Raw genomic sequence first — 21,650 nt, 5'->3', positions numbered from 1 at the left:
GCCGAGCGATCTTTACGATTAGCCGATGGTAAGCTTAGAAAACTGCTTAAAGGTTTTGATATTATTCTGAATGGCTCGATTGATGTCGGCTCCTAAAGCCATGAGGCGCATTTTTCGGTTTACCGACCACAGATAGTCAAAATCTTCGAAAAAGCGGAGAAAATCTGCAAGTAGCCGCCGGTGGTTCTCAATTGCTAGATGAAAACCCTGATGTTCGCTACAAAAGCACTGATTCATCCAATGTAGTGCTTCTCGTGATGACATTCCAAATACAGGTGACTGTAACACTTCGTAGATAAAAGTCATCAAAAAGAGATCGTCTGACAGATAACGATGGGGGAAAACACCAGAAATTCCACTAAAGCTAGCTTGTTGCACCATGTAGATTGACATATTAGCTATAAATTTTTCATATGCCGTCGGCTTGGAAAAATCTTTGTACATTTCCTTGGATAAAACCTTAGATATTGTCGTGTGATAGGCTTCATCTAAATGATGGTAATAAGAGACTGCGGTCGGAACTGGAATAAATTCGCCGTGTTTTTCTAGTTTCCGAAAATACTTAACCAGTGGGTATTCCATACCCTTGAGTAAGATGTTCCCCATCATGCGTGCGGCATAGTATTGGCAAGCCAAAAAAGGCGAACCTCCTCCCCAATTAAAAGTGAAGAAACCTTGCCAGGAACTAGAAACCGCACGCCCTAAAATTCCTTTAGTAGGAGTCGTAACTACAAACTTTTCTCGAGCTTCTAACTGACTTAGATACTGAGAATAATATTGCCTTTGACTTTTAAGCATATTTTTAGCTAAAAAGCGCAAGGCGTAGTATTGAGATGTTGCCCAAGAATCTGTTCCCAAACTCGCTTTGTATGAGTGAGCTTTTTGCAGGTTTTGCAGCGGTTTTTTACCGATTAGAGCCGTCGCAGTCATCAACCCCATTTTGCGAAAGGCGTGAATATGCGAATATTCCTGCTTCGTTTCTAGATCTAATTCTTGACAAACCGTATCGTATCCTCCAATAGCTTTAAAAACGCTAGAGGTAATCTGATTAAAAGCAACTGTTTCGGTTTCAGTTTCGGCAGTGTAATTGTATTTAGTAAACCAATGAAGGTGATTTAAAGCTATTTTTTGAGAGGGAGAAGCAGTCTCATAGACTGGAGTACCATACAGCAGAGAATGTTCTGGTTGGCTCCAATAGCAATTGCTATTCTCGCTATATTTGAAGTTTTTGTCTAGTTTTTCTATTTTTTCGGTGTAGTCAGAAACAATATTGCTGAGATAAGTAGTTTCAATTAGTTTAGAATGTCTATTTCTGGGTCTTTCAATGACAGTTGAAGACGGGCGGTTCGTTGCTGAAGCTTTGATAGTATCTCTCATGTCTTTTTTAGAATAAAAATGTCGATCTTGCTTTCACCGTAAATAGTTCAATATTTAAAATTCCTCAACCAAATATCGAGTCAAAGCCTCAATGGTGGGATAGTCGTACATCAGGGTTGGCTCTAATTCTATTTTTAGCCAATCTTCTAGATCTCCAGTCATACCAACTGCTGCAGAGGAATCAAGACCGTAGCGATCGAAAGGAGTGGTAATATCGATATCATCTGAATCGACTTCTAACAGTCGAGCAAGATAGGAAATCATCCAGGCTTGAATCTCTGCTGTTGTCGGCAGGTTATCAAGGTGGTCTTCAGTAGTAAATGTTTGTTTTTCTGAAACTTTGGGCTTGCTAGCACTCGAAAAACTTTGAAATTTCATTTTCTCAACCTCTATGATTAGTATTAATGCGGCTTGTTAATTAAATTCTCTCAAGCGACCGCAATAAAAGTAAGTCAGTTCGGGATAGGCTATCTAAGCCCATGAGTTTACGAAGGAATAATATTTTTAGCCAACGAAATCATCAGTGTTTCAGCTCCCACCCGAACTTAGGTTTTTGAAAGAGTAAATAAGGTAGTGGAAATTGGGAGTATCTTATGCCATCGGCAAAGCCGTAGGTTTGAGAAGCAGACGAACTACTCGCTCTATTACTCACTCCCAACTTTCTCGACCGAGTAGGCAAGACTAAAACCACAATCTCTCGACTACTCAATTTTTTTTGCTTCGATCGCGCCTGCTTTAGGAGCTTTGACTTTCCAAACCAAACCTACTGCTTCTAGTACCCGAATTACCCAGGTACTGAGGTCGATTTGCCACCACTCCAGTCCGACGATTGCCGAGTTGGGAAAAGCGTGATGGTTGTTATGCCACGACTGGCCGAAAGTCGGTATGGCGAGCCAGATATTGTTAGTACTGCGATCGCCAGTGTCGAAGGGACGACTGCCATAGAAATGGCAGATGGAGTTAGTACTCCAAATAAATTGATGTACTAGAAAAATTCGGACTAGCCCCCCCCAGATAAAGCCTCTAAAGACTCCCATCCAGGTTCCAGTTATCGTTCCTCCCATAACTGCTGGGATAACTAACCCCAAAACTACCCAGATTGGTTGTAGCCGATTGATCTTGGTCATCATGGGATCGCGCAGTAAATCTTTGGCAAAAAGCATGGAATTGGTAACTTCGCCTTGTAAAATCCAACCGACGTGAGCATGCCATAGTCCCCGTACTTGCTCTTTAATTCCATTTCCCCATAAATGAGGTGAATGAAGATCTCCGAGCTGGTCGGCGTACTGATGGTGACGTCGATGATGGGCTACCCAATAAATGACTCCTCCGCCAACTGCCATAGAGCCTAAAATAGCTAAGGCAATCCGAATGAGATTGGTTGTCTCAAAAGCGCGATGGGAAAAATAGCGATGAAAACCTAATTCGAGTCCAAGTGCGGTTAACCCATACATACAAACTAGCAGTGCTATTTCCCAGGTACTAATTCCCGTCTGCCAGAGTAATCCCAGTCCGACTATGAAACCAAGGGTAGGAATGATAACAATAAAAAAGCTCAGCCTTTTGTAAGTGTTTTGTAAATATCTACTCTTGATGGTGATATTCATCATAAATTACTCAAGAAAAATTACACAACTTTAGCTTTTTTAAACTCGATCGCGGCTGTAGTAGGAACTTTGACATCCCAGACTAAGCCAACTTTTTGAAGACCGCGAATCAACCAACTACTAGGGTCAATTTGCCACCACTCCAGTCCGACAATTGCCGAGTGAGAAAAGGCATGATGGTTGTTATGCCAAGACTCTCCCATAGTAGGTATGGCTAGCCAGATATTATTGGTACTGTGATCGCCGGTATTAAAAGGACGTCTGCCATAGAGATGACAGATCGAGTTGATGCTCCAAAAAGCATGATGTACTAGAAATATCCGCACAAATCCCCCCCATAACAACCCTTGTAAGACTCCCATCCACGTTCCCGTGAAAACTCCTCCTAAAACAGCAGGAATTGCAAAACCCAAGAATACCCACAATAAATAGAGTCGATTTATCTTAACGAGAATGGGGTCTCGCAGCAGGTCTTTGGCTAGGAGTACATTGGGAAACTCGCTGTCCAAAAACCAACCACAGTGGGCGTGCCATAGACCGCGAATTGAGTCAAGGTACTGTCCCTGGGGGTTTATATGGGGTGAATGGGGATCTCTAGAGCTGTCGCTGTCCTGATGATGACTTCGATGATGGCTTACCCAATGAACGATGTGACCTACTGCAGCCATAGAACCCAGAATAGCGAGTAGAACTCGAATGGCAGTAGTGGTTTGAAATGCACGGTGCGAGAAATAGCGATGAAAACCCACTTCAAGTCCGACTGTAGTCGAGACATACATACCGACGAATAAGACTACTGCAACAGGATCGATGCCCGCGTAGGGAAGTAGCCCGACTGCGAAAAGTGTCCCGAAACCAGGAACCAAAACAGCCGCCCAGCCAAAATTTCTTTGGATTTTTTTTAAGTGGGCATTGGCTACTGTCATTTTCCGTCTTGACTGAAAATTGTTGTCAAGCTCGATTTGTGTTTCTCGATTTGATTGCACTGACATCGATCTATTCATGATGATTGAGATTAACTCTATTGAGGACTGAAAATGTCATTATCTTGGCTGGAGTTATCTTCTGGATCTGGTATTTCATATTGGATGATGTAGTTTACGACTTCTGATTCATTACGCCCTGTTTTGAACAAACGTTTGACAAAATCTAGACAATAAACTTGATAATCACTCCAATGAGTTTGCTTGGGTATATATTTAAATCGCTCATTCCAGCTAACGACTAATACATTGATGTATTTGTGAAATGTAGCCTCACTAATTTTTAGCTTTCTTTTTGCTTCTAAGCGACTATAAAACCGAACTTTCTTGCCGGTTCTTGGGTCGGTAGCCCACATTAATTGTTTCCCCTTTAAACATGAAAGTTAACTTCTGGTAAAAACTTAGTATTTTCAAGTATTAAGCTTTATTCTCAAATACTCGAATTTTCTTTGTGGCTCCTCCTCCTTACCTTGCTTGCTATTCTAAGCTCAGTCGTTCAATTTTGTCTGTGGAAAGAATCCACATCTTTAAATTTTTTGTTAGAATTTGGTTTGGTAGCGACTTTAGCTAGAGCTTGCTCGATCTGAGCGAGTAACTGAAAGAAGCTCGCTTATAGACCAATCTCTCGGTCAGAGCTCAATCTCTGCTCGATAGAGATCGGATAAAATAGGTACTTTAGGTATGATTTAAAGATTGTTCGGCTAGATGTATTATTCCAATAATTATCCAGAAGTCTTCGCATTAAATCGATCGCTCTGAGTAGGGAACTTTTTTAGCAATCTCTCGCTCTGTATAATTTAACGAACCAAAAATGCGATTCCCGCAATTGAAATTCAAAATCAGAAAAATATAATTAGAAATGTTAGAGATGAAATTAGTGCCGACAGAGAAAAAATCTTACGACTCCAACTACGACTATGCGAAAATCTATGTTCGGGTTTATTGCACCTTACTAAGTCAATCAGAAACTTCTGGATTTTTACCGTCAATTCCTTCTACTCAAGACAAAGCTAAAGCCGACGCAATTGCCAAACAAGCAGGAGTCCACACTGAGGCAATTATTGAATATCTTAGAGCTAATGTTTCTCGAAAAGCACAATCGGCTAAAAGTTAAGTAGAATTTGACTGTTTCGAGCGAGTTATCCTCAAACAATGCCATACTTTCCTAGTGGTTGGCGATCGAATGCAAAATTTTAGCTAAAAAAGATAAATACATTAGATCGAATATTTTAGGTTGTTTGAGCAGATTTGATTTTACAATTACTTTTAGCTTGAGAGTGGTCTCAACAAACTTTAACGGGGATTGATTAAATAGGTCGCATCAACTAACTGGCGTTCTCCAGAAAGCCACTTCTTGGCAATTGTAGCTGCTAGCTTTTTCACTCGTCTAGATGGATTATTCTTCAAATAAGCTCTCATTGTCTGTGGTTCTAAGCATAACTCCTCTGCTGCTTCTTCATGAGTTAGACCAAAAGCCAAGCGAAAATCCAAAGGATGTAATTCCTCTAGCTCACTAATCAACTGATCTGTATCAATCTCACAGTTTTCGTTGTTAGTTACAATCACTTTACTATACCTCTTTAGATCGATTGAACAATTTACAGAAACTTATTTAGTTGTAATTTAGCCAATAAAGACTCAGTGTCAGTCCACAACTGTAAAAACTCGGCTTTACTTTGAGGATTCTCGCTCCAATCAGACACTACCTTCAAACTGCCCTCCTCAAATCCCGAGCGACAGGCATAACGCCGGATTTTGCCACTGGAAGTCTTGGGAATACTCCCCGTCTTGACTAACACTGCCGCATACACCTGTAGTCCGTGTTGCGCTGCCACTGCCTGTCGCAGTTGTCCCACCACCTCGTTGGCATTGAGCCGCCGCAGGTAAGAACGTTTCACCTCCTGCACCACTACCAAGCGCTCTCTCCCTTTAATTTCGACTCCAAAGGCCGCGCCACAACCCGGTCGCAGTGCTGGATGACTGTTTTCCACCGTCCGTTCGATGTCCGTGGGATAGTGGTTTTGTCCCCGAATGATAATCGCATCTTTGATTCTGCCGGTGACGTACAATTCTCCCTCTCGGATAAATCCTAAATCTTCGGTGCGCAAATACGGTCCGGCACCGCTATCGGCGAGGTAGGCTCTAAAGAGCCGTTCGCTTTCTGCGGCTCGCTGCCAATATCCTTGGGCTACCGAGGCTCCGGCTACCCAGATTTCTCCTACTCGCTCTTCGGGGCATTGAGTACTAGTTTCGGGGTCGACGATGATTACTTGTTGGTCGGGCAAGCTCTGTCCGCAACCCACTAAGGTGCGGTATCCTTCTCTTGGGTTTTGGCTGACTACCACTCGATTTTGTTCCAAGGCCGTTGCTGCTACCGAGCAGGTTACTGGTGGCTGGTCTTTGCTACCTCCCGAGACAATTAAGGTGGCTTCGGCCATGCCGTAGCAGGGGTAAAAGGCTTCTCGGCGAAATCCGCAGGGGGCGAAGACCCGACTGAATTCTTCGATGGTTTCGGCTCGCACTGGTTCGGCTCCGCTAAAGGCTACTTCCCAACTGCTCAGGTCTAGTTGGGCTAGTTGGCTGTCGTTGATTTTGCGCAGGCACAGTTCGTAGGCGAAGTTGGGTCCGCCACTGGTGGTGGCCCGATAGCGGCTGATTGCTTGGAGCCAGCGCCAGGGTTTTTGCAGAAAGTCCACTGAGGACATCAGGGTGACTTCGAATCCGCCGTAGAGTGGTTGCAGTACTCCTCCAATCAAGCCCATGTCGTGATAGGGTGGCAGCCAGATTACTCCTTGGCTGTCGGGTCGATGTCCGAAGCATTGATAGATGGCGCCGAGATTGTGCCAGAGGTTGCCGTGAGTGACCATTACTCCTTTGGGGGTTCCGGTGGAGCCGGAGGTGTATTGTAGTAGGGCTAGGTTCTCTGGCTCGCTTGGTCTGGGTTGCCAATCGTTACCTTGGCTGGCGATGCTGTCGGTTGCTAACCAGGGGATTGCTCCGAGTTCTCGATTGTCGACGATGCGCTCTCTGAGGTTGGCGACCAGAAGGCTGATACTCAGTACTACTGAGGCTTGGGCATTACTAACGATGGCCTCTAGTCGCGAGAGGTTTTGATTGCGTCTGGGGGGGTAGGCTGGTACGGCGATTACTCCGGCGTACCAACATCCGAATAAGCCGATGATGAATTCTAGTCCTGGTGGATAGAGTAGTAGGGCGCGACTTCCTTCTAGTTCGAGCTGTTGTAGCTGACTGGCTACGGCTCTTGCTTGCCGGTCTAATTCTCCATAGCTGAGTGTTCCTGATTCCCTTTCTCCGTGGCGGAGATAGGTATAAATGGTTTTTTCTGCCTCTCTTTGGGCTTTGTCTCTTAACTGTTCTACTATTGTCCCTCTTTGACGCTTTTTCTCTGATGATTTGTTGACCAAAGCAGTCATTTCTTTCTCCTAAGTTAGAAATTTAAAACACTTTGTCATTGCTGCTGCAGTGGGTTAATTGGTATTAACAAGCAAATGGAGCAAATTGGCGTTACACAATTGCAGGATGATTTATAATCAAAGGAAAAGTTTTTTTTGCGTCTGGTGCGTCTTTTGTCACCGTATCAAACTATATCATAGGCTTATCGTGCAACGCCAGCAAATTTAAAGCTTATGCTAAAATTAAAGTTTATGCTAAGATAGTAGTAGCATTTAAGTAATTCTTTAGCTGCTCGTCATTATCATAAGAAAGCCCAACCAAGGGCAAATCTTTAGGATTAAAAGCTTTTACTTCGCTTATTTCTAGCGGATCCTGAATTCTGATTTTTCCTTTTACCTCTGCTTCGACGACAATGCAAATAGAGTGAACTCGCGAATCTCGCTCCGGTTTAGAATATACTCCTACCAAACGCGAAATACATACTAATTCCAATCCAGTTTCTTCTTGTAACTCCCGGCGAACTGTAGTGGCAATCTCTTCGCCCCATTCAACCATGCCACCCGGCAGAGCCCATTGCCCAGTATCATGGCGTCGAGCTAGGACAATTCGACCATCTGCTAAAACTGGTATGATACTAGTCCCAGTTACGGGATGTCGTAATATGATCCCCAGTAATGACTTAGCCAAATACAACAAACGCCTAACACTGTAGTCAACTTCTAAAAAAAGGTCGATTGCTTTGAATAGAAAGCTTTTACAGTTAGTTCTACTGCTACTCGCTTCGCTCGTATTATTACTCATTTTCAAAGTTAGCTGAGAATTAATTAAATTTATCAAGCTATCACTAGTCAATTTTACCGATTCGAACTAAGAGATTGATATGTTACGATTAGCTCTTATTAACAGAGAAATATCGCTCTCTATATTGAAAAATCGACATTTTTTTCATATTTAATTTAAACCTATTTTCTTAATCTTGTCAGTCGAAAAAATCAACTATTGTAGCTAAAACTTGAACTTGACAGTATCGAGCCAATTTTGTTGTTATTTCATTAATATTCGGCGTCAGTAAGCTACTCAAAAGATTTACGGAAGGTTATCGGCTCAATAGTTCGGGGTAGACAATTATTCTGGTTGCCACGACCAACCTAAGGAATTAAGAGAAGACTTCTCACGAATAATAGCTGCCAGAGGAGGAATTGTTCCCGTCTTACAAATACGGTCACGCACATAGTCAAAAAAGCTGATTCCCAACTTCCGAGTAGTCGCCACCAGAGACATAAAATTGTCCCAAGCCTGAGTACCTTCAATTGTCTGAATCCCATAACTAATACTTAAGTCGCTGCACCATTGTCCTGGCACCTAACTCGACCGGATTATTGTGTAATCCCTCTTCTAAGAAACCAGATTTGCTGAGGGTTGAGGAATAAGCTCAAAACCCAAAGCAATCGCTTTTTTGTGGAGGTTATTGACCATTCGCTCTCGGTAACGCTGCTCATAATAATCCATGCCAGGAGCGGTATAATCTCCTTGGGTTGTCCAAAGTTTGTAAAAAATTCGTGCAATTTTATGAGCGGTAGTAATGGCTTTAGGGGAGCCAAGTCGAGAACGTCAGCGACGATAAAATGCGCCTAAAGCACAATTTTCAATCTTACTCCCGATCTCTTCCTCCCTCAATTATGCAACGCCCAAGTCAGAGGTCATGAAATAATTTCATGACCTCTGACTTGGGCGTTGCTGAATAGTAATGATTTAAGCGATCGCGCTAACAGTTTTAGACTTGAGATAATGGAGTAGAATTTAGACTTGAGATAATGGAGTAGAAGACGAATAGAATACCTGAGCATTTCCAAAGATTTGGAATAACACAAAGTTTTTCGGTGTAGTCTGGCTAAATAGTGCCTGAGCCTGGTATTTTCTCCCTCTACCCGTGTCATGCATGTTTTACTAACAGCGAACCCTGTTCGCTCCACAGCGTAGCTGTGGGAGAATCAAAAATTCTCGGTCTTCTGGTTCAATAAAATTAGGATAAACAGGATAGCCATCGCTTACATACCAAAAACTACTCCAGCATTTGATAATTAACCAGAGAGAACGGAAAGTTTCATTACTGCGATTGCGCTCCGCGCACTGGCAAAGCCAATCGCCAATTTTCCACTTTAAAATACCTGGTCGCCAGTGATTAACTACCGTCCAAATCCAAATTTTGTTTTTTTTGTTATCAACAAAAGTTTGTCATTCGTCTATTTCGATTATTTCAGGTATTTCGTCTTCTTCTGGACTATCAGGTAAATGTATTCCTGCTACTTTAATCCAGTTCATGATTGTGGTGTGATGAATTTCTGTTACTCTTTCAATTCCCCTCAAACCCATACCATTTATAGCGGTGTGCAAATAGAATAAGTACAATCATTTATACTAACTGATTGAAAGAAATTGTATTTTTAATCAAGCCATACTCTCTAGATTTGCGACAAAAAATTGTTGATAGTTATGAACAGCAAGAAGGTTCGATTAGACAGCTAGCACAACGCTTTAAAGTTAGTTCAGATTGTGTTAAGAGACTTCTCAAACGCTATTATACCGAAGGTACAATCAAACCCAAACCTTACAATGGAGGCAATAAACCGCTTTTACAACCTCAACATCTAGAAGTTTTGACGGCTTTAGTTGAAAAAGACAATGACGCAACTTTACCGCAGTTAGCTCAAAGACTTCAGTCGCAAACAGAGCTGAAAGTTAGTAGCTCAACTATTAGTCGTAGTATCAAAAAATTGGCTCTGACGAGAAAAAAAAACGTTCAAGGCAGCTAAAGTTTACACCCAGGAGAAACAACTTCAACGTTGTGAATATTGGCATCAAATCAAAGATATTAAAGCTGAGAACGAAGAAATTTTAGTTCCCCAATTATGGTCAGGAGCAGTGGTAGTTATGGATAATTTACCAGCACATAAAGTTGAAGGAATCACCGACGCGATCGCGTCGGTAGGAGCTAAAGTTGTCGATCTTTCCCCTGACTCTCGAGACTTTAACCCAATTGAACATCTCTGGTCTAAGCTTAAATCATCTCTTCGTTCTGTCGAGGCTCTAACTCGTGAAACACTTCATCAGGCTATTCGAGACGGATTACAACTTATTAATTTGAAAGATATTCGTCATTGGTTTACTCATTGCTGCTACTGTACTTAACCAGTTTGCACACCGCTATAGGTACATTTTGAGACACAATTGTTTAACTTCTTCTGAATAAGGTTGAAATTTTGGTGATTCTACAAACTGGCGACCGCAAGAGCGACATTGATAGCATTGTTTACTCTGGCGACGACCATTCTTCCGAATTTTGCTACAGTTGCATCTAGGACATTTCATTCCTTCATTTTGCAACATTTATCATTATTTTTCAGCAATGCCTTTTTTCTTCTCTACCCAGGCGTCCCTAGGTAGTGTTGGCAGAGCCTACTTCTTTTAAGATACAAGGACATAAACAACATTTTTGCAGCAAAGGACTGATACGGCTTCTCTCTCCTACTCCCAATCTTTCGAGTTGCTGACGACGTAAACGTAATTTTCCTATAGAACTCTTGATTACTCGCTCTTTTCCTCATCCGCCTAAATCCGAAGCAATTTATACTTGGTTATTTTATTACTAGTTAATTGAAAACGTGGATTTTTTCAACAGACAAAATTTATGATTTAGGTAAAAATATCTGTATCTGCCAAACATTAATTTATGCAATTTAGAGTTTAAAGTTTTTACTTAACTAAAAGTTCTTTGACTTACAAGATAATTATCTACTCACTCGATTGTAAATCAAATCAATCTAAAAAATAATTTCAAAAAACTTTAAGCATAATGGTTAATAAATATGTAGGTCAGAAGTTTCTTAACCATTTTTTGTTAATTGAGTTATTTAAATAACTTTCAATTTCTGCCGAAAGGTTTATGCCTAGTATTTAAGTTACACTTCTAGTGCAGATTTAGTAACGATGAGCAAATCATTAAAAAATAGCCATAACTCATGGAAATTCATAAATTCTACACGTTTTATGACTTTAACAATCATAACGGCTATCCACCTTTTAAACCATTGATTCAAATTCAATTGAAAAGAAGAATGGAATGGCTAGTCAAGCTGTATCCCAATTGGGATCGCAATACATGGGTTAATTATTTTATAAAAATTATTAAAGACAACTCTCAATCCGAGTTAGAAAAACGCTTTGCCCATTGGCACTTAATAGCTTACTTAGATCAAGATCGTTGTTATTTTATCTGGAAAAATTTTCGTAAGTTTCCTTTTTATCCGATCGATTACTACGAGCTTTATGATTTCAGTAATAACTTATTTTTTCAAAGAGATAAATTCCAAAAGTATATTTATAAATACGATTTACAAAATCCCAGTAGTGCTAATTTAAAGACCTACATTTTAGCTATACTTAAAAAAAAGCTTTTGGAAAAATTAGATTTAAAATCTATCTGGCGTATTTTATGCGATGTAGACATTAATAGTACTAAAAAAATCGATCGCGCCTTACAAAAAAGAAGAGAAGCTTTGGAAAACTATGGAATAACAGAGCCATATACATCTCAGTATATTTTCGCCTTAAAACATTTTATTTTAGTTTATAAAAATAATAGAGTTTTTCATCCTAATAGAAAAAAAGGAAGTAGATGGCCAAAACCAGAATGGTCTGATTTTGTAGAAGTTGCCAAATACTATAACGCTCAAAGATTTCTACCAGATGCTCCGCTTCAAGTAGCGGTAGGCTCGGAGGTAACACCAGAAACAATACAAAAATGGATAAATATTTGTATTAAAGCTTTACAATATTCTCCTAGAATAATGGAGATCTCCTATAATCCAAAAATTTACGAACACCATAATAATGAAACGAGCAATCCTTGGAAACTTTTAGAGCTTGAAGACGAACAGACAAACATTTTACAACAAGCTGATTCTATTTTACGGGAAAAAATTGAAATTATCGAGGATAGTTTTGAAAAATTTCGCACCAAAATTCCACAACAGTTTCGGCAAGCAGTCATGCCACTTTGCTATCCTCATTCATTTGCCCCTTTAAACCAAGAAAAACTAGGTAGTCAAATTGGAGTCCATCAAGGAACTGTTTCACGCTATATTTCTAAGTATTTCGAAGTTCCTTTGCTGAATAAATTTAAGCAATTTACCAATGAACAATTAAACCTCAAAACTTATTTGACCGTATTTCTAGAAAAAAAATTTACTAACCCTAGACTTTCAAATTTATTGGATAAAATTTTAATTGAAGCAATTAGAAATTTAGATGACGAATCTCAAAAAATTTTAAAACTACGCTATAGTCAGAAGATGAATATAGCTGATATTGCTCGTCTTATGAGTAATCAAAAAATAGTCGAGCCTAATGAAATTAAATTAATACTCGTCGATGTTAAATATAAGTTGGAAAAAGAATTTTTAAAGAAGCTGAGTAAGTGGCAAGTAGAATATGTTAAGTTGTGGATAAAAAACTATTATCAAGATTTAATCCAATCAGTATTATTAAATTCTTTTAAAGAACTAAATTGTGTGGTTCAAGAAATCGTACAGATGAGATATTGCCAAAAAATAGACGAAGACACAATTATTGATTTTTATTCCCAGGTCAACCCGAAGCAAACTATCGATGAAGCCAAGCAGCATTTACAACGTTCTTTACTGCGTTGGATAGAGATTAATTTCGGTATTGCTTTGGTAACAGAAGATCTACAAATACTAAAAATAGTAGAAGATTGGCTGTCAACTAACTTAATTTATCTCGACCTAAGAAAATAGTTTAATTCACAGGACTTACGCACTTCAGCATTGTAAACCTAGATTTACCGTTGCAAACTCGCTGCTCAAACAACAAAATTTCATTCAACTGCGTAAGTCCTAATTCAAAAAATAGTGGACGTTGTCTGCTCGGGCAACAAAAAGCTTAAAAAGTAAGTGCAATCGGCAATTGAAGGAGATAATCCTCTAAAAAATCAGAGTAAGCTCATCTAATTTAGTAGAAAATGTACTTGACAAAAAGGAAGCACATGAGTTTTTGAGAGGAAATTGAAGAAGTAGTAGTAGAACAGGAAGATAGTGTGGATTGGGTTAGCGGATTAAATTTGCTAACTTGCCCGTCAATGGTTCACTGACAAAGTTTTTTGACCATAAAATCTATAAGATAGTCTTACATTTGAAGATTATTAGAGGAAAGAATTGATGGCAATGGAATTTACACCTGTAGCAGCTAAACCAGTAAAACTACCAGATAAAACCGCAAAATTAGCCTCAATTGCCGAAATACAAGCGAATTTATCCTACTACTTTTCTGAGATTAAAGACCCTAGATTGACTGCCTGACACAAGTAGGTGAAAGTATTGAAATCTCAAGCGAGAAAAGAAAAGGGCGAGTATTCATGGGAAGCTGAAAATAGACGTTTTTAGCTTAGAGTCCATGTCAACTTCTACCCCTCTTTATAATCAACTGTTCAGTTGGCTAAGTCAACACAGCAAATATCGAGACTTACGACATCTAAAAGCATTGGCTTGGATGATTAATAGTTTGATTTGTAGCGGTAAAATTAATCTCAGCGAATGGGAATCTTATGTAGCAAGCCGTGCAACAAAAGCTCAGAGTGTCGAAAGAAGATGGCAGAGGTTGATTCGTAATCCAAGGATTCGAGTCAAATCGTTATACAGACCTTTATTGATGGGAGCAATCAAGAATTGGAAGTTTCAACGCCTTTATCTGGCACTAGATACGACCATATCCACCTTTCAATAGTTTGTGGTGGTCGAGCTGTGCCATTTCTTTGGAAAGTATTAGAACATAAAAGCTCTACTGTGGCTTTTGAAGAATACAAACTGATTCTAAGATTAGCACAACTACTACTGTCTGGTTACTCGAATATCATGCTTCTAGCAGATCGTGGGTTTGGTAATCATGAGTTGGTTAATTGGCTTCACAATAGTAGTTGGCATTACTGCTTGCGTTTACCTTGTGATGTTACTCTTCACGTTGCTAGAAAGCATCCAATTGAATTAAAGTAGGGTGAACGAAAAAAGGTGTGGGAGTAAAAAAGAAAGAAGTAACTCGTCTTGAGTAAAGAGTAAAGAGTTTTTTACTTATTACTTATTACTCCTTACTTAAACGACGCAAAAAATAATTTTTCCACGGTAAATTTCGCTCACCCATTAAAGTATCTCTATCCGGCAAAATCCGAAGCGGTTTTCTACCGTCATGTAGGCTTATGGCTAGACGGAAAACTGCGTTGTAATATCGTCTTGGCAAATGTCAAAGGTGTTAAAGAACCTTGGGCTGTAATCACTGATGAAGAACCTTCTCTACAGACTCTTTGGCAATATGCATTGCGCTTTGGCATTGAAGAATTATTTTTATACCAATTTGAAAAAGTAGCGAGAGACTTGATAAACTAACAAAAACCTAGAGTGTTTGTCAATGTCAGGAGTTTCTAAGATAGCAATTGCTGAATCAGTAGAGCAACTAAAATCTCTGATGAAGCAACAAAAAACTGGATTGGAATATGCCAAAGGACAGACTTTGTATCTGTTAAAAATCAATGCTGTAGAAACCATCAATCATTTAGCAGTAATAATTGGTCGAGGCGAATCAACGATTCATCGCTGGTTGAAAACCTACCGAGAAGAAGGCTGAGAAAAATTACTGGAAGAACCGCCCAAAACTGGAAGAAGAAATAAGCTGGACATTGAAACAATAGCACAACTGCAACAAGAACTATCCGACCCTGAAGGATTTAACTCTTATAAAGAAGTCAAGTTGTGGATTTATATCTGGAAGGAGATTCAGGTATCTTACTCCACAATTTATAAAATTGTCAGATATAAGCTGCAAGCAAAACTCAAGGTTCCACGACCAAATCATGAAAAACAAGTTCCTGGTGTCGTTGAAGTATTCAAAAAGTTTTAATTCTGAGTGTTTTGAATTATACCTCCAACAATTTTCTCAAACGTATCGTCAAGAAATACACATTATTCAGTTGGATAATGCTCCTAGTCATACTGCCCAAAAAATAGTCGTACCAGATAATGTAATTCTTTTATTTCAAACTCCCTCTGCTCCCGAATTGAATCCCATTGAAAGAGTTTGGGAAGATCTTAAGTACCAAATCAAAAACTTGTGGTTTTCTAGCCTAATTGATTTGAAAGAGAAAGTGGCAAGTCTGTTATCTAATTTATCCAATGAAGTAATTGTTTCTCTAACTTCTTGGCAGCACATAGTTGAAGCTCTATCTCTCTCTTCACTTTAGATAATTGGTATAACTTTTAGTGAGGATCGCTGTCGCATTCGATCATGCCACGCACCTCGTAACTTTGCTCTCCTGAGACACATGGCACTAAATGCCCTGAATCTAGAGACAACTTTGAAGCGATCGCTGCGTCAAACAACGAAACGCGCAGCTATGAATAATGACTATATGATGACTGTTATAGAATTATACAATCCTTAAAGATTTATTAATAATGTAAATTATTGGAATTTTGTCTTTGATTAAGTTTGATAATTTTAGTTCTGTAAAATCCGATTATTTCTTTGTATTTGTCAATGGTTTAACTCGGTTCCGATTTTGATTTTTTCGACTTTCTTTAATTGGCTGTTTTTCAGTCCAATTTTGCCATCGAGATATTGCCAGAGACACTGTTTGGGGATTTTTATCTCCGGCAAAACAGATACGTCCCATTTTTTCACAAGTTATGATGATTTCGCCATTTCCCAAGTTAGGTGCGAGGACAAAGAAGCCCAGGTTTCTATTGGTATATTGGTTGACGAGATAAGCTACAATTCCTTCTACTCCTTCTATTTCTGTTGTTTGTCGAAGCTTAGAGATCGATTGATGAGAAAAAATTGCGACGTATAGCTTACCCATCATTAATTCAAATCTAAAAGGCATCTGCTGTCGGGTACAAAAGTCACAAATTTGTCCTTCTTTGAGAATTACAGAAACGACACGAGCTTTATCGATTAAATAGTCATGATTCCAGGGTGTAGAACAAGTCGCGATTGCCAAAGCAGCCTCAGAAGGCAAAAGCTCGATAAATTTATTCTCGGTTGTGTCTCCACAATAAACCAGATGCCGCTCTAAGAGCCATTCATCACCATCGTGAACTTGAGGCTGATTGGAATGACTTGAAGCTCGAATTTCAGTGTCAACTTTTTTGGTAGTAGACTTAGCTTTTTTGTTCAGAACTTCGTTTAAGGTTAACAACTGCAGCTGTTTTTGTTTGGCTCTTGCCCGAGCTAGGATCGCTTCTTGCCGTTGAGCTTCTTCTTTGTTCCCTTCGCTTCTGGCTTTAAGTGCGGCTTTTTCTGCCTCTTCTGCTTTCTTATCTTCTTCACTGCCAGCTCTTGCTATCTCCAGCAACGCTGTAGTTTTTCTCGCTATTTGAGTACCTTTAATTGCCTGCTTTACTTCGGGAAGAATTTTACTAGCAATCTGCTTGCCATATTGGTAAGTTCTTTTGGTAAATCCAATCTCTTTGGCAAGCTCTTCAGTAGTTTTGGGAGGTGAGGGAATCCCTGTATTTGGTTTGCGGATATACTGATTTTCTCCTGGTTTAGCCCTTAGTCCCATTCGTTCGAGTATCCGCTCTCGCTCCAACCAAAGCTCGGCACGTTCTAAAGCTTCTAACTCACTACGGATCAGATTTTCGTCAATCTCTGCCAGACGCGCTTGATCGGAATCTTCGCAAGTAATAATATTACACTCAATTTGTTTAAACCCAAGCATTTTACAGGCTGTAAGCCGGTGTAAACCTGCAATTAAATTCAATTCTCGGTCTAAAGTGATTGGGTTCAGCAGTCCATTAGCTGCAATTGACTCCTTCAATTCGGCTACTTTTTTAGGCTTGAGAGGTCGTCTTCCTGCTTTAACTTTAATTCGATCTATCCCTATAGTTGGCATATGTATACTAGTTCTGGAATTTTAAAATTACTATTGCTTTTGTCCCTAAAATAGTTGACAGGTCTAAAATTGGGCTATGTTCAACCGACACAGTGAACTTAAAACATTATCATTTTGGGTGTATCAAACCCACATCCAAACACGACGAAATGCAACTTCAACTTATCTGCGCCGATTGAAGCTAAAGTCACACCTGATGTAGGAGCAAGGCAAGAATCCAAGCTTAATATAACTCAATACAGTCAAAATTCTTGCTCAAAATCTCAAATTGGCTCAATTTTCTTGCACTTATCCCCATGCCTTATCTTATATCACTATGGTTTTTTTGTCATCGTAATTTGAGTATTGTCCGTGTATTATAACTGCAGGTAAGCTTCTTAACAGTAAAATCTGCTAAGTTATCCATCTCCATCGTTTCACTTAGCTTAAAAGAAGAATTATCACAAGCTAATTCAAGCGATCGCTTACCAAAAGAGAGAGCGAGGTACTTTTTAGTGTGGGGCAATACGTTTTTCTTTGGAGTTATAGTCTCGGTCTACAGCTGAAATTTTGACCGACGGTCAGAGCAGCAGGCAGACCCCCTAAAGAGTTCGGCAGTTGCTCATGGGTGGACCCCTCAAGATTGCATTGCTTCTCAGCGCCGCCGTCAGAGGTCGAAACGCCTTTGAGGTTTTCTCAAAGGGCGCAAGCTAACCTAGCAAGAGAATGCTACCTAAGACAGACTTCGTCAAGGGCGCGGAGTAATCTTTGACCTGCTAAAGTTTAGAAATTAAGCTCTTCTCTGCTTAGCGAGCACGCTCGCTTTGTTTTATTTATCTGTTTATCGGCATTCATTCTATTATCTTTGGTTACTTCGGGCTCAGCCTACTGTTTCATATTGTTCTGGTCGATCCTGAGGTAGTAAATCGATTACATTATTGTAACTGCTGAAATAATCTCGTAGTCCTTGGGCGTGGCTACCTGTAAAATGAAGCCATTCATAATGATATAATTCTGGAGAAGTAGTGTCTTCCCCTGCTAGTAAAGGAAATCTTGGAGTAGCCATGAGAACGGAAAGACTTCTTTCTCCGCTAAAAGTTTGACTTTCTAGTTTGATACTAGCAATGTAATTGGAGTTGAGAACGATATTACCAACTTTCAAGAAGGCCATAGGACAATTGAACTAAGTTTAGAATAGTTAAAAAATAAAGTTGTGTAACTTAATTGACAAAAAAACATTGAATTCAAATAATGTATTAACGGATATTCATCTAGAAATAAGTTATAGTTTTGGTAGTAAGTTTTGAGTCGAATTTGACATGATTTTGACATCATTAGTTTTAGAGAATAAATAATTAGTTCAACTCAAAAAACAAACACCTACCTACTAGCATATTACTCATACTACCCTAGAAATAAAATTTGTAAATATTCGAAAAACTCATACTTAAGACTTATTTGAATGTTTGATTTATCTTTAGTTCTAGCTTCGCTCTAAATAAATATTAAATATTTTAAATGTTTTACAGCTGGCAACTGAAAGGCAAATATTAAATACTTATCTCTAGTTTGTATAAACTATCAGCTAAACTACTGTTTGGTTCGCTCCTGATTCGACTAATAAAATAAATTATGTAAAGTGTAAAGTAAACCAAAACTTACAAATTTTGTGCAAAACTTAAAACTACTCAAACAATACTAGTATTAGACTCATATATTACTTATACCATAATAACCAAATAAATCAAGCGAATTAAATTCATATTTAAATTCTTTATATATGATTTTTAAGTATCCTAATATACGATTTGTAGGTATCATAATATACATCAGATTAAATAATCTAATGTTGGTAAATTCGGGAGCGATTGCGGTCTAAGTAGTCCTAATGTTTTACTAATAATTTGTCACCGAAATACACATCAATTAGAATCTACTTTCCAGTTGTTAGGGCTCGAGAATTAACATTTTTACATTCGTACATAACGTTTTAAACGTTTCCGTTCACTAACATACATATTTAAGTTTAAGCTTTAACAATTCTCAGTCATTCTATTCGATCGTTAAGATTACCTAAAATTTTGTAAGTTTCCATTTCTTTTGTTGGAGCATTTTGCTTGAGTAACGACACCGTTTTCTAGATAGGCTAATTTACACTCAGGATGTTACCACGCGTTAATTAAATACTCAAAAAAAGCGCTTACTTTGATTTGTAACTTACGTAAAATATCCGTTTTCCACGCCAATTCTAGGTTTCGACCACTTGTGTCCGTCAGTCAGCTAGCATTCGTAATGGGATAACTGGGTGACAAAACAGCTCGTGACCCAGTCCGTTGCAACTACAATTTTCTCGTTTTATAGAGATCGATTAAAAATCTGTAAGTAACCTTGCTTTTCTCAAAACAAAAGTTAACACTGTTTCTTCTTTGGAAATAATATCGGCTCTTCCCTCCATGCCCGATCTAATCGCACATTTCTTGTCGCCAGCATTCAAAGACAGAGTTTCTGGTTCGATAGTCACATTATAAACAGTTTGAGCCTCATCCAAACTATTGGTTTCAGCCAAAGTATTAACACCATTGCCTTGAGGAGTGGTGGCATCAGGAGAAATTGTCTTAACGGTGCCTTTGAGAGTGCCATAGTCGGGATAAGGACAGGCAGACACTCGCATTTGGACTTTTCGACCTAGATCCACTTTGTCGATATCCTGTGAAGAGACCAAAGCTTTAATTTCTAGGGGAGCCTTACTAGGAGAAATTTGAGCGATAACATCACCGGGGCTTACTAGTTGATCTGGGTTGCGAAGATTTAGTTCTTGAACGATGCCAGATGCCGAAGCGCGAACTATCGTACCTTCAAGTTCGGTTTCTATTTGTTGGAGTTCTTGGCGATCGCGACTGAGTTGATTTTGGGTTTCAATTTCGTGTTGAATGAGCTGCTCTCGTTCTTTATTTAGTGAAGCTAGAGTAGCCTTCCCTTGAGCTCGTGCTTGAAAAATTTGTTCTCGGGCAATCTCAACCCCTGCTTGGCTGGGATTGAGAACGGCTTGAGCTTTTTCTAAACGAGCCAAAGCAGTTTTGTAAGCCGCTTCCTTTTCTTTTACTTGCAACTGGGGGATGACGCCCGTATCGGCTAGCTGTTGATATCGAGTCATTTCCTCTTTAGCTAACTCGGCTGCGGCGGCTGCTTCTTTAACTTCCGCCTCAGTGGTAACCAACTTATCTTGATAATCCCTTTGAATACGTCTGAGTTCGGCATTTGCGGAGGCAACATTTCCTTGAATGCGATCGCTTTCTGCAGCAATTTGCCTTTCAGTTGCCAGCAGTTGAGCGGCGATTTGAGTCAGTTGTAACTGGGTTCGCTCGATATTGCCCTCTAGTTGGCTTTTTTGCGTCTGAAGACGGGAATCGTCAATATAGGCAACAATATCCCCTTTGGTAACTGTTTGATTGGCTTCGATCGGGATTTGTTCGATTTTACCTTCTACTGCTGCCTGCACGATGCGCAGTTCGCCAACCGGACGCACGGTGGCAGGAGCTTTGATGGTTACTTTGTATTTAAGAATGCTAGTTAGAGCGATCGTTGCACCGAAGATAGCGATAAAGATGAATCCTCCGATAGTCACCCACCAGTCGATCCGAGGCAAAAATTCTTCTGGAGCCACGGGACGGAGAGAATCAGCATCCCGATTAAGCTCGAGAGATTTGGCATTAAGATTACTTAGCATAATTGATAATTGTTAGTGTGAATCCAACTTGGTTGCCTAATCTAGCAGATAGGCAAAATCGATCGTTCGCTCGCGGTTATTGACTAGCTGATTAACTAGTTATTTTTTGTTTTTTCTGCAAATTTAAAACTATATTTTTACAATATAAAGTACCGTTAAACATTTTAATTCAAAATGTTTTTGATTTACTTGTTGATTAATGAAACATTTCGACATTTAATTGTTTAACCTAGCTTACTTTTGCCGATACAGCTTATTGCTTCGATCTGCTCTGATTAAGTTGCCAGTGTGGAGCTTGGAATGCCACAATTTCGTTTACCGACACTTAACAAGTCATTTATTTACGTTAGCTTCAATCTCAGCTAGATACATTTTAAAACAAAAGATACATTATTAAAACAAAATTTTAGGAACTGAACTATATATTAATTATTATATTAATTGTTAATTAGTTCGATTGTAGAAATATTCAACTTAATTAGTTCGATTGTAGAAATATTCAACTAAAATAAATTTTGAATGTATAATTTTTCGACTGACAAAAACAAAATACTAAGTTTAAATGAATTTAGTCGAGAAAGAAACATTAAATTTTGAATGGGTTT

The 21,650-nt window shown here is 39.2% G+C and carries 20 protein-coding genes and 6 pseudogenes; 10 read left to right on the top strand and 16 right to left on the bottom strand.

Features of this window, described 5'->3' with window-relative positions; translation table 11 throughout:
- Positions 1 to 18 precede the first annotated feature (18 nt).
- The 5 genes from ACLFKQ_RS16125 to ACLFKQ_RS16105 all read right to left on the bottom strand — a co-directional run bounded on the left by ACLFKQ_RS16125 (position 19) and on the right by ACLFKQ_RS16105 (position 4,323).
- A complete protein-coding gene (locus ACLFKQ_RS16125; RefSeq protein WP_449000794.1) occupies positions 19 to 1,377 on the bottom strand; it encodes a hypothetical protein in 1,359 nt (452 codons plus the stop codon).
- A gap of 54 nt (positions 1,378 to 1,431) precedes the next feature.
- A complete protein-coding gene (locus tag ACLFKQ_RS16120; protein ID WP_449000793.1) occupies positions 1,432 to 1,755 on the bottom strand; it encodes an acyl carrier protein in 324 nt (107 codons plus the stop codon).
- Between the two features lie 323 nt (positions 1,756 to 2,078).
- Positions 2,079 to 2,987, bottom strand: a complete 909-nt coding sequence (locus tag ACLFKQ_RS16115; protein WP_449000792.1) for an acyl-CoA desaturase — start codon at positions 2,985 to 2,987, stop codon at positions 2,079 to 2,081.
- Positions 2,988 to 3,004: 17 nt separating this feature from the next.
- Positions 3,005 to 3,910, bottom strand: a complete 906-nt coding sequence (locus tag ACLFKQ_RS16110) for an acyl-CoA desaturase (RefSeq protein ID WP_449000791.1) — start codon at positions 3,908 to 3,910, stop codon at positions 3,005 to 3,007.
- A 95-nt stretch (positions 3,911 to 4,005) separates the two neighbouring features.
- A complete protein-coding gene (locus tag ACLFKQ_RS16105; protein WP_449000790.1) occupies positions 4,006 to 4,323 on the bottom strand; it encodes a hypothetical protein in 318 nt (105 codons plus the stop codon).
- A gap of 503 nt (positions 4,324 to 4,826) precedes the next feature.
- Between ACLFKQ_RS16105 and ACLFKQ_RS16100 the strand changes: the two genes are divergently transcribed.
- A complete protein-coding gene (locus ACLFKQ_RS16100; RefSeq protein WP_449000789.1) occupies positions 4,827 to 5,081 on the top strand; it encodes a hypothetical protein in 255 nt (84 codons plus the stop codon).
- Between the two features lie 179 nt (positions 5,082 to 5,260).
- On the opposite strand, the gene ACLFKQ_RS16095 is transcribed toward ACLFKQ_RS16100, so the two are convergent.
- The 6 genes and pseudogenes from ACLFKQ_RS16095 to ACLFKQ_RS16070 all read right to left on the bottom strand — a co-directional run.
- A complete protein-coding gene (locus tag ACLFKQ_RS16095) occupies positions 5,261 to 5,533 on the bottom strand; it encodes a hypothetical protein (protein WP_449000788.1) in 273 nt (90 codons plus the stop codon).
- Positions 5,534 to 5,565: 32 nt separating this feature from the next.
- On the bottom strand, positions 5,566 to 7,401 hold the full coding sequence (locus ACLFKQ_RS16090) for a fatty acyl-AMP ligase (RefSeq protein WP_449000787.1): 1,836 nt from the start codon (positions 7,399 to 7,401) through the stop codon (positions 5,566 to 5,568).
- Between the two features lie 229 nt (positions 7,402 to 7,630).
- Entirely contained in the window at positions 7,631 to 8,182 is a 552-nt protein-coding gene (locus ACLFKQ_RS16085; RefSeq protein ID WP_449000786.1) for an NUDIX hydrolase, read from the bottom strand.
- A 324-nt stretch (positions 8,183 to 8,506) separates the two neighbouring features.
- Positions 8,507 to 8,743, bottom strand: a complete 237-nt coding sequence (locus ACLFKQ_RS16080) for a hypothetical protein (protein ID WP_449000785.1) — start codon at positions 8,741 to 8,743, stop codon at positions 8,507 to 8,509.
- Between the two features lie 33 nt (positions 8,744 to 8,776).
- Positions 8,777 to 9,019: pseudogene (locus ACLFKQ_RS16075) on the bottom strand (IS110 family transposase); the annotation flags it as partial.
- A gap of 62 nt (positions 9,020 to 9,081) precedes the next feature.
- Positions 9,082 to 9,766 (bottom strand): annotated as a pseudogene (locus ACLFKQ_RS16070) (IS1 family transposase); the annotation flags it as partial.
- Positions 9,767 to 9,807: 41 nt separating this feature from the next.
- Here ACLFKQ_RS16070 and ACLFKQ_RS16065 point away from each other — a divergent pair.
- Positions 9,808 to 10,194 carry a helix-turn-helix domain-containing protein gene (locus ACLFKQ_RS16065; RefSeq protein ID WP_449000784.1) on the top strand — a complete coding sequence of 129 codons (387 nt, stop codon included), beginning with the start codon at positions 9,808 to 9,810 and terminating at the stop codon, positions 10,192 to 10,194.
- Between the two features lie 73 nt (positions 10,195 to 10,267).
- Positions 10,268 to 10,570, top strand: a pseudogene (locus tag ACLFKQ_RS16060) (transposase); the annotation flags it as partial.
- A 15-nt stretch (positions 10,571 to 10,585) separates the two neighbouring features.
- On the opposite strand, the gene ACLFKQ_RS16055 reads toward ACLFKQ_RS16060, so the two are convergent.
- Both ACLFKQ_RS16055 and ACLFKQ_RS16050 read right to left on the bottom strand, forming a co-directional pair.
- Entirely contained in the window at positions 10,586 to 10,750 is a 165-nt protein-coding gene (locus ACLFKQ_RS16055; protein WP_449001050.1) for an IS1/IS1595 family N-terminal zinc-binding domain-containing protein, read from the bottom strand.
- A 112-nt stretch (positions 10,751 to 10,862) separates the two neighbouring features.
- Positions 10,863 to 10,982: pseudogene (locus tag ACLFKQ_RS16050) on the bottom strand (ISKra4 family transposase); the annotation flags it as partial.
- A gap of 418 nt (positions 10,983 to 11,400) precedes the next feature.
- On the opposite strand from ACLFKQ_RS16050, the gene ACLFKQ_RS16045 reads away from it, so the two are divergent.
- The 7 genes and pseudogenes from ACLFKQ_RS16045 to ACLFKQ_RS16015 all read left to right on the top strand — a co-directional run.
- Positions 11,401 to 13,197, top strand: a complete 1,797-nt coding sequence (locus tag ACLFKQ_RS16045) for an XRE family transcriptional regulator (protein WP_449000783.1) — start codon at positions 11,401 to 11,403, stop codon at positions 13,195 to 13,197.
- A 420-nt stretch (positions 13,198 to 13,617) separates the two neighbouring features.
- Complete coding sequence (locus ACLFKQ_RS16040; protein ID WP_449000782.1) at positions 13,618 to 13,758, top strand: hypothetical protein; 141 nt, start codon at positions 13,618 to 13,620, stop codon at positions 13,756 to 13,758.
- 94 nt (positions 13,759 to 13,852) lie between these two features.
- A complete protein-coding gene (locus ACLFKQ_RS16035) occupies positions 13,853 to 14,182 on the top strand; it encodes a hypothetical protein (protein WP_449000781.1) in 330 nt (109 codons plus the stop codon).
- A 17-nt stretch (positions 14,183 to 14,199) separates the two neighbouring features.
- Positions 14,200 to 14,448: a hypothetical protein gene (locus ACLFKQ_RS16030; RefSeq protein WP_449000780.1), complete on the top strand. Its 249-nt coding sequence runs from the start codon at positions 14,200 to 14,202 to the stop codon at positions 14,446 to 14,448.
- A gap of 234 nt (positions 14,449 to 14,682) precedes the next feature.
- The gene (locus ACLFKQ_RS16025; RefSeq protein ID WP_449000779.1) at positions 14,683 to 14,835 is read left to right on the top strand and encodes a hypothetical protein; all 153 of its coding nucleotides are present in this window, start codon (positions 14,683 to 14,685) and stop codon (positions 14,833 to 14,835) included.
- 22 nt (positions 14,836 to 14,857) lie between these two features.
- A pseudogene (locus tag ACLFKQ_RS16020) lies at positions 14,858 to 15,686 on the top strand (transposase).
- A 3-nt stretch (positions 15,687 to 15,689) separates the two neighbouring features.
- A pseudogene (locus ACLFKQ_RS16015) lies at positions 15,690 to 15,887 on the top strand (transposase); the annotation flags it as partial.
- Between the two features lie 75 nt (positions 15,888 to 15,962).
- On the opposite strand, the gene ACLFKQ_RS16010 reads toward ACLFKQ_RS16015, so the two are convergent.
- The 3 genes from ACLFKQ_RS16010 to ACLFKQ_RS16000 form a co-directional block, all read right to left on the bottom strand.
- On the bottom strand, positions 15,963 to 17,339 hold the full coding sequence (locus ACLFKQ_RS16010) for a chromosome partitioning protein ParB (protein ID WP_449000778.1): 1,377 nt from the start codon (positions 17,337 to 17,339) through the stop codon (positions 15,963 to 15,965).
- A gap of 859 nt (positions 17,340 to 18,198) precedes the next feature.
- Positions 18,199 to 18,489, bottom strand: coding sequence for a hypothetical protein (locus ACLFKQ_RS16005; RefSeq protein WP_449000777.1), 291 nt, complete (start codon positions 18,487 to 18,489; stop codon positions 18,199 to 18,201).
- Between the two features lie 1,197 nt (positions 18,490 to 19,686).
- Positions 19,687 to 21,045, bottom strand: a complete 1,359-nt coding sequence (locus ACLFKQ_RS16000; RefSeq protein WP_449000776.1) for an HlyD family secretion protein — start codon at positions 21,043 to 21,045, stop codon at positions 19,687 to 19,689.
- Positions 21,046 to 21,650 lie beyond the last annotated feature (605 nt).

It is taken from the genome of Myxosarcina sp. GI1(2024) (assembly GCF_053543375.1).
This window is presented reverse-complemented; position numbering and strand designations above follow the sequence as displayed.

Coding starts and splice junctions, on each gene's coding strand:
- ACLFKQ_RS16125 (WP_449000794.1), bottom strand. CDS start 1,377: ATGAGAGATACTATCAAAGCTTCAGCAACGAACCGCCCGTCTTCAACT.
- ACLFKQ_RS16120 (WP_449000793.1), bottom strand. CDS start 1,755: ATGAAATTTCAAAGTTTTTCGAGTGCTAGCAAGCCCAAAGTTTCAGAA.
- ACLFKQ_RS16115 (WP_449000792.1), bottom strand. CDS start 2,987: ATGATGAATATCACCATCAAGAGTAGATATTTACAAAACACTTACAAA.
- ACLFKQ_RS16110 (WP_449000791.1), bottom strand. CDS start 3,910: ATGACAGTAGCCAATGCCCACTTAAAAAAAATCCAAAGAAATTTTGGC.
- ACLFKQ_RS16105 (WP_449000790.1), bottom strand. CDS start 4,323: ATGTGGGCTACCGACCCAAGAACCGGCAAGAAAGTTCGGTTTTATAGT.
- ACLFKQ_RS16100 (WP_449000789.1), top strand. CDS start 4,827: ATGTTAGAGATGAAATTAGTGCCGACAGAGAAAAAATCTTACGACTCC.
- ACLFKQ_RS16090 (WP_449000787.1), bottom strand. CDS start 7,401: ATGACTGCTTTGGTCAACAAATCATCAGAGAAAAAGCGTCAAAGAGGG.
- ACLFKQ_RS16085 (WP_449000786.1), bottom strand. CDS start 8,182: ATGAGTAATAATACGAGCGAAGCGAGTAGCAGTAGAACTAACTGTAAA.
- ACLFKQ_RS16055 (WP_449001050.1), bottom strand. CDS start 10,750: ATGAAATGTCCTAGATGCAACTGTAGCAAAATTCGGAAGAATGGTCGT.
- ACLFKQ_RS16045 (WP_449000783.1), top strand. CDS start 11,401: ATGGAAATTCATAAATTCTACACGTTTTATGACTTTAACAATCATAAC.
- ACLFKQ_RS16040 (WP_449000782.1), top strand. CDS start 13,618: ATGGCAATGGAATTTACACCTGTAGCAGCTAAACCAGTAAAACTACCA.
- ACLFKQ_RS16035 (WP_449000781.1), top strand. CDS start 13,853: ATGTCAACTTCTACCCCTCTTTATAATCAACTGTTCAGTTGGCTAAGT.
- ACLFKQ_RS16010 (WP_449000778.1), bottom strand. CDS start 17,339: ATGCCAACTATAGGGATAGATCGAATTAAAGTTAAAGCAGGAAGACGA.
- ACLFKQ_RS16005 (WP_449000777.1), bottom strand. CDS start 18,489: ATGGCCTTCTTGAAAGTTGGTAATATCGTTCTCAACTCCAATTACATT.
- ACLFKQ_RS16000 (WP_449000776.1), bottom strand. CDS start 21,045: ATGCTAAGTAATCTTAATGCCAAATCTCTCGAGCTTAATCGGGATGCT.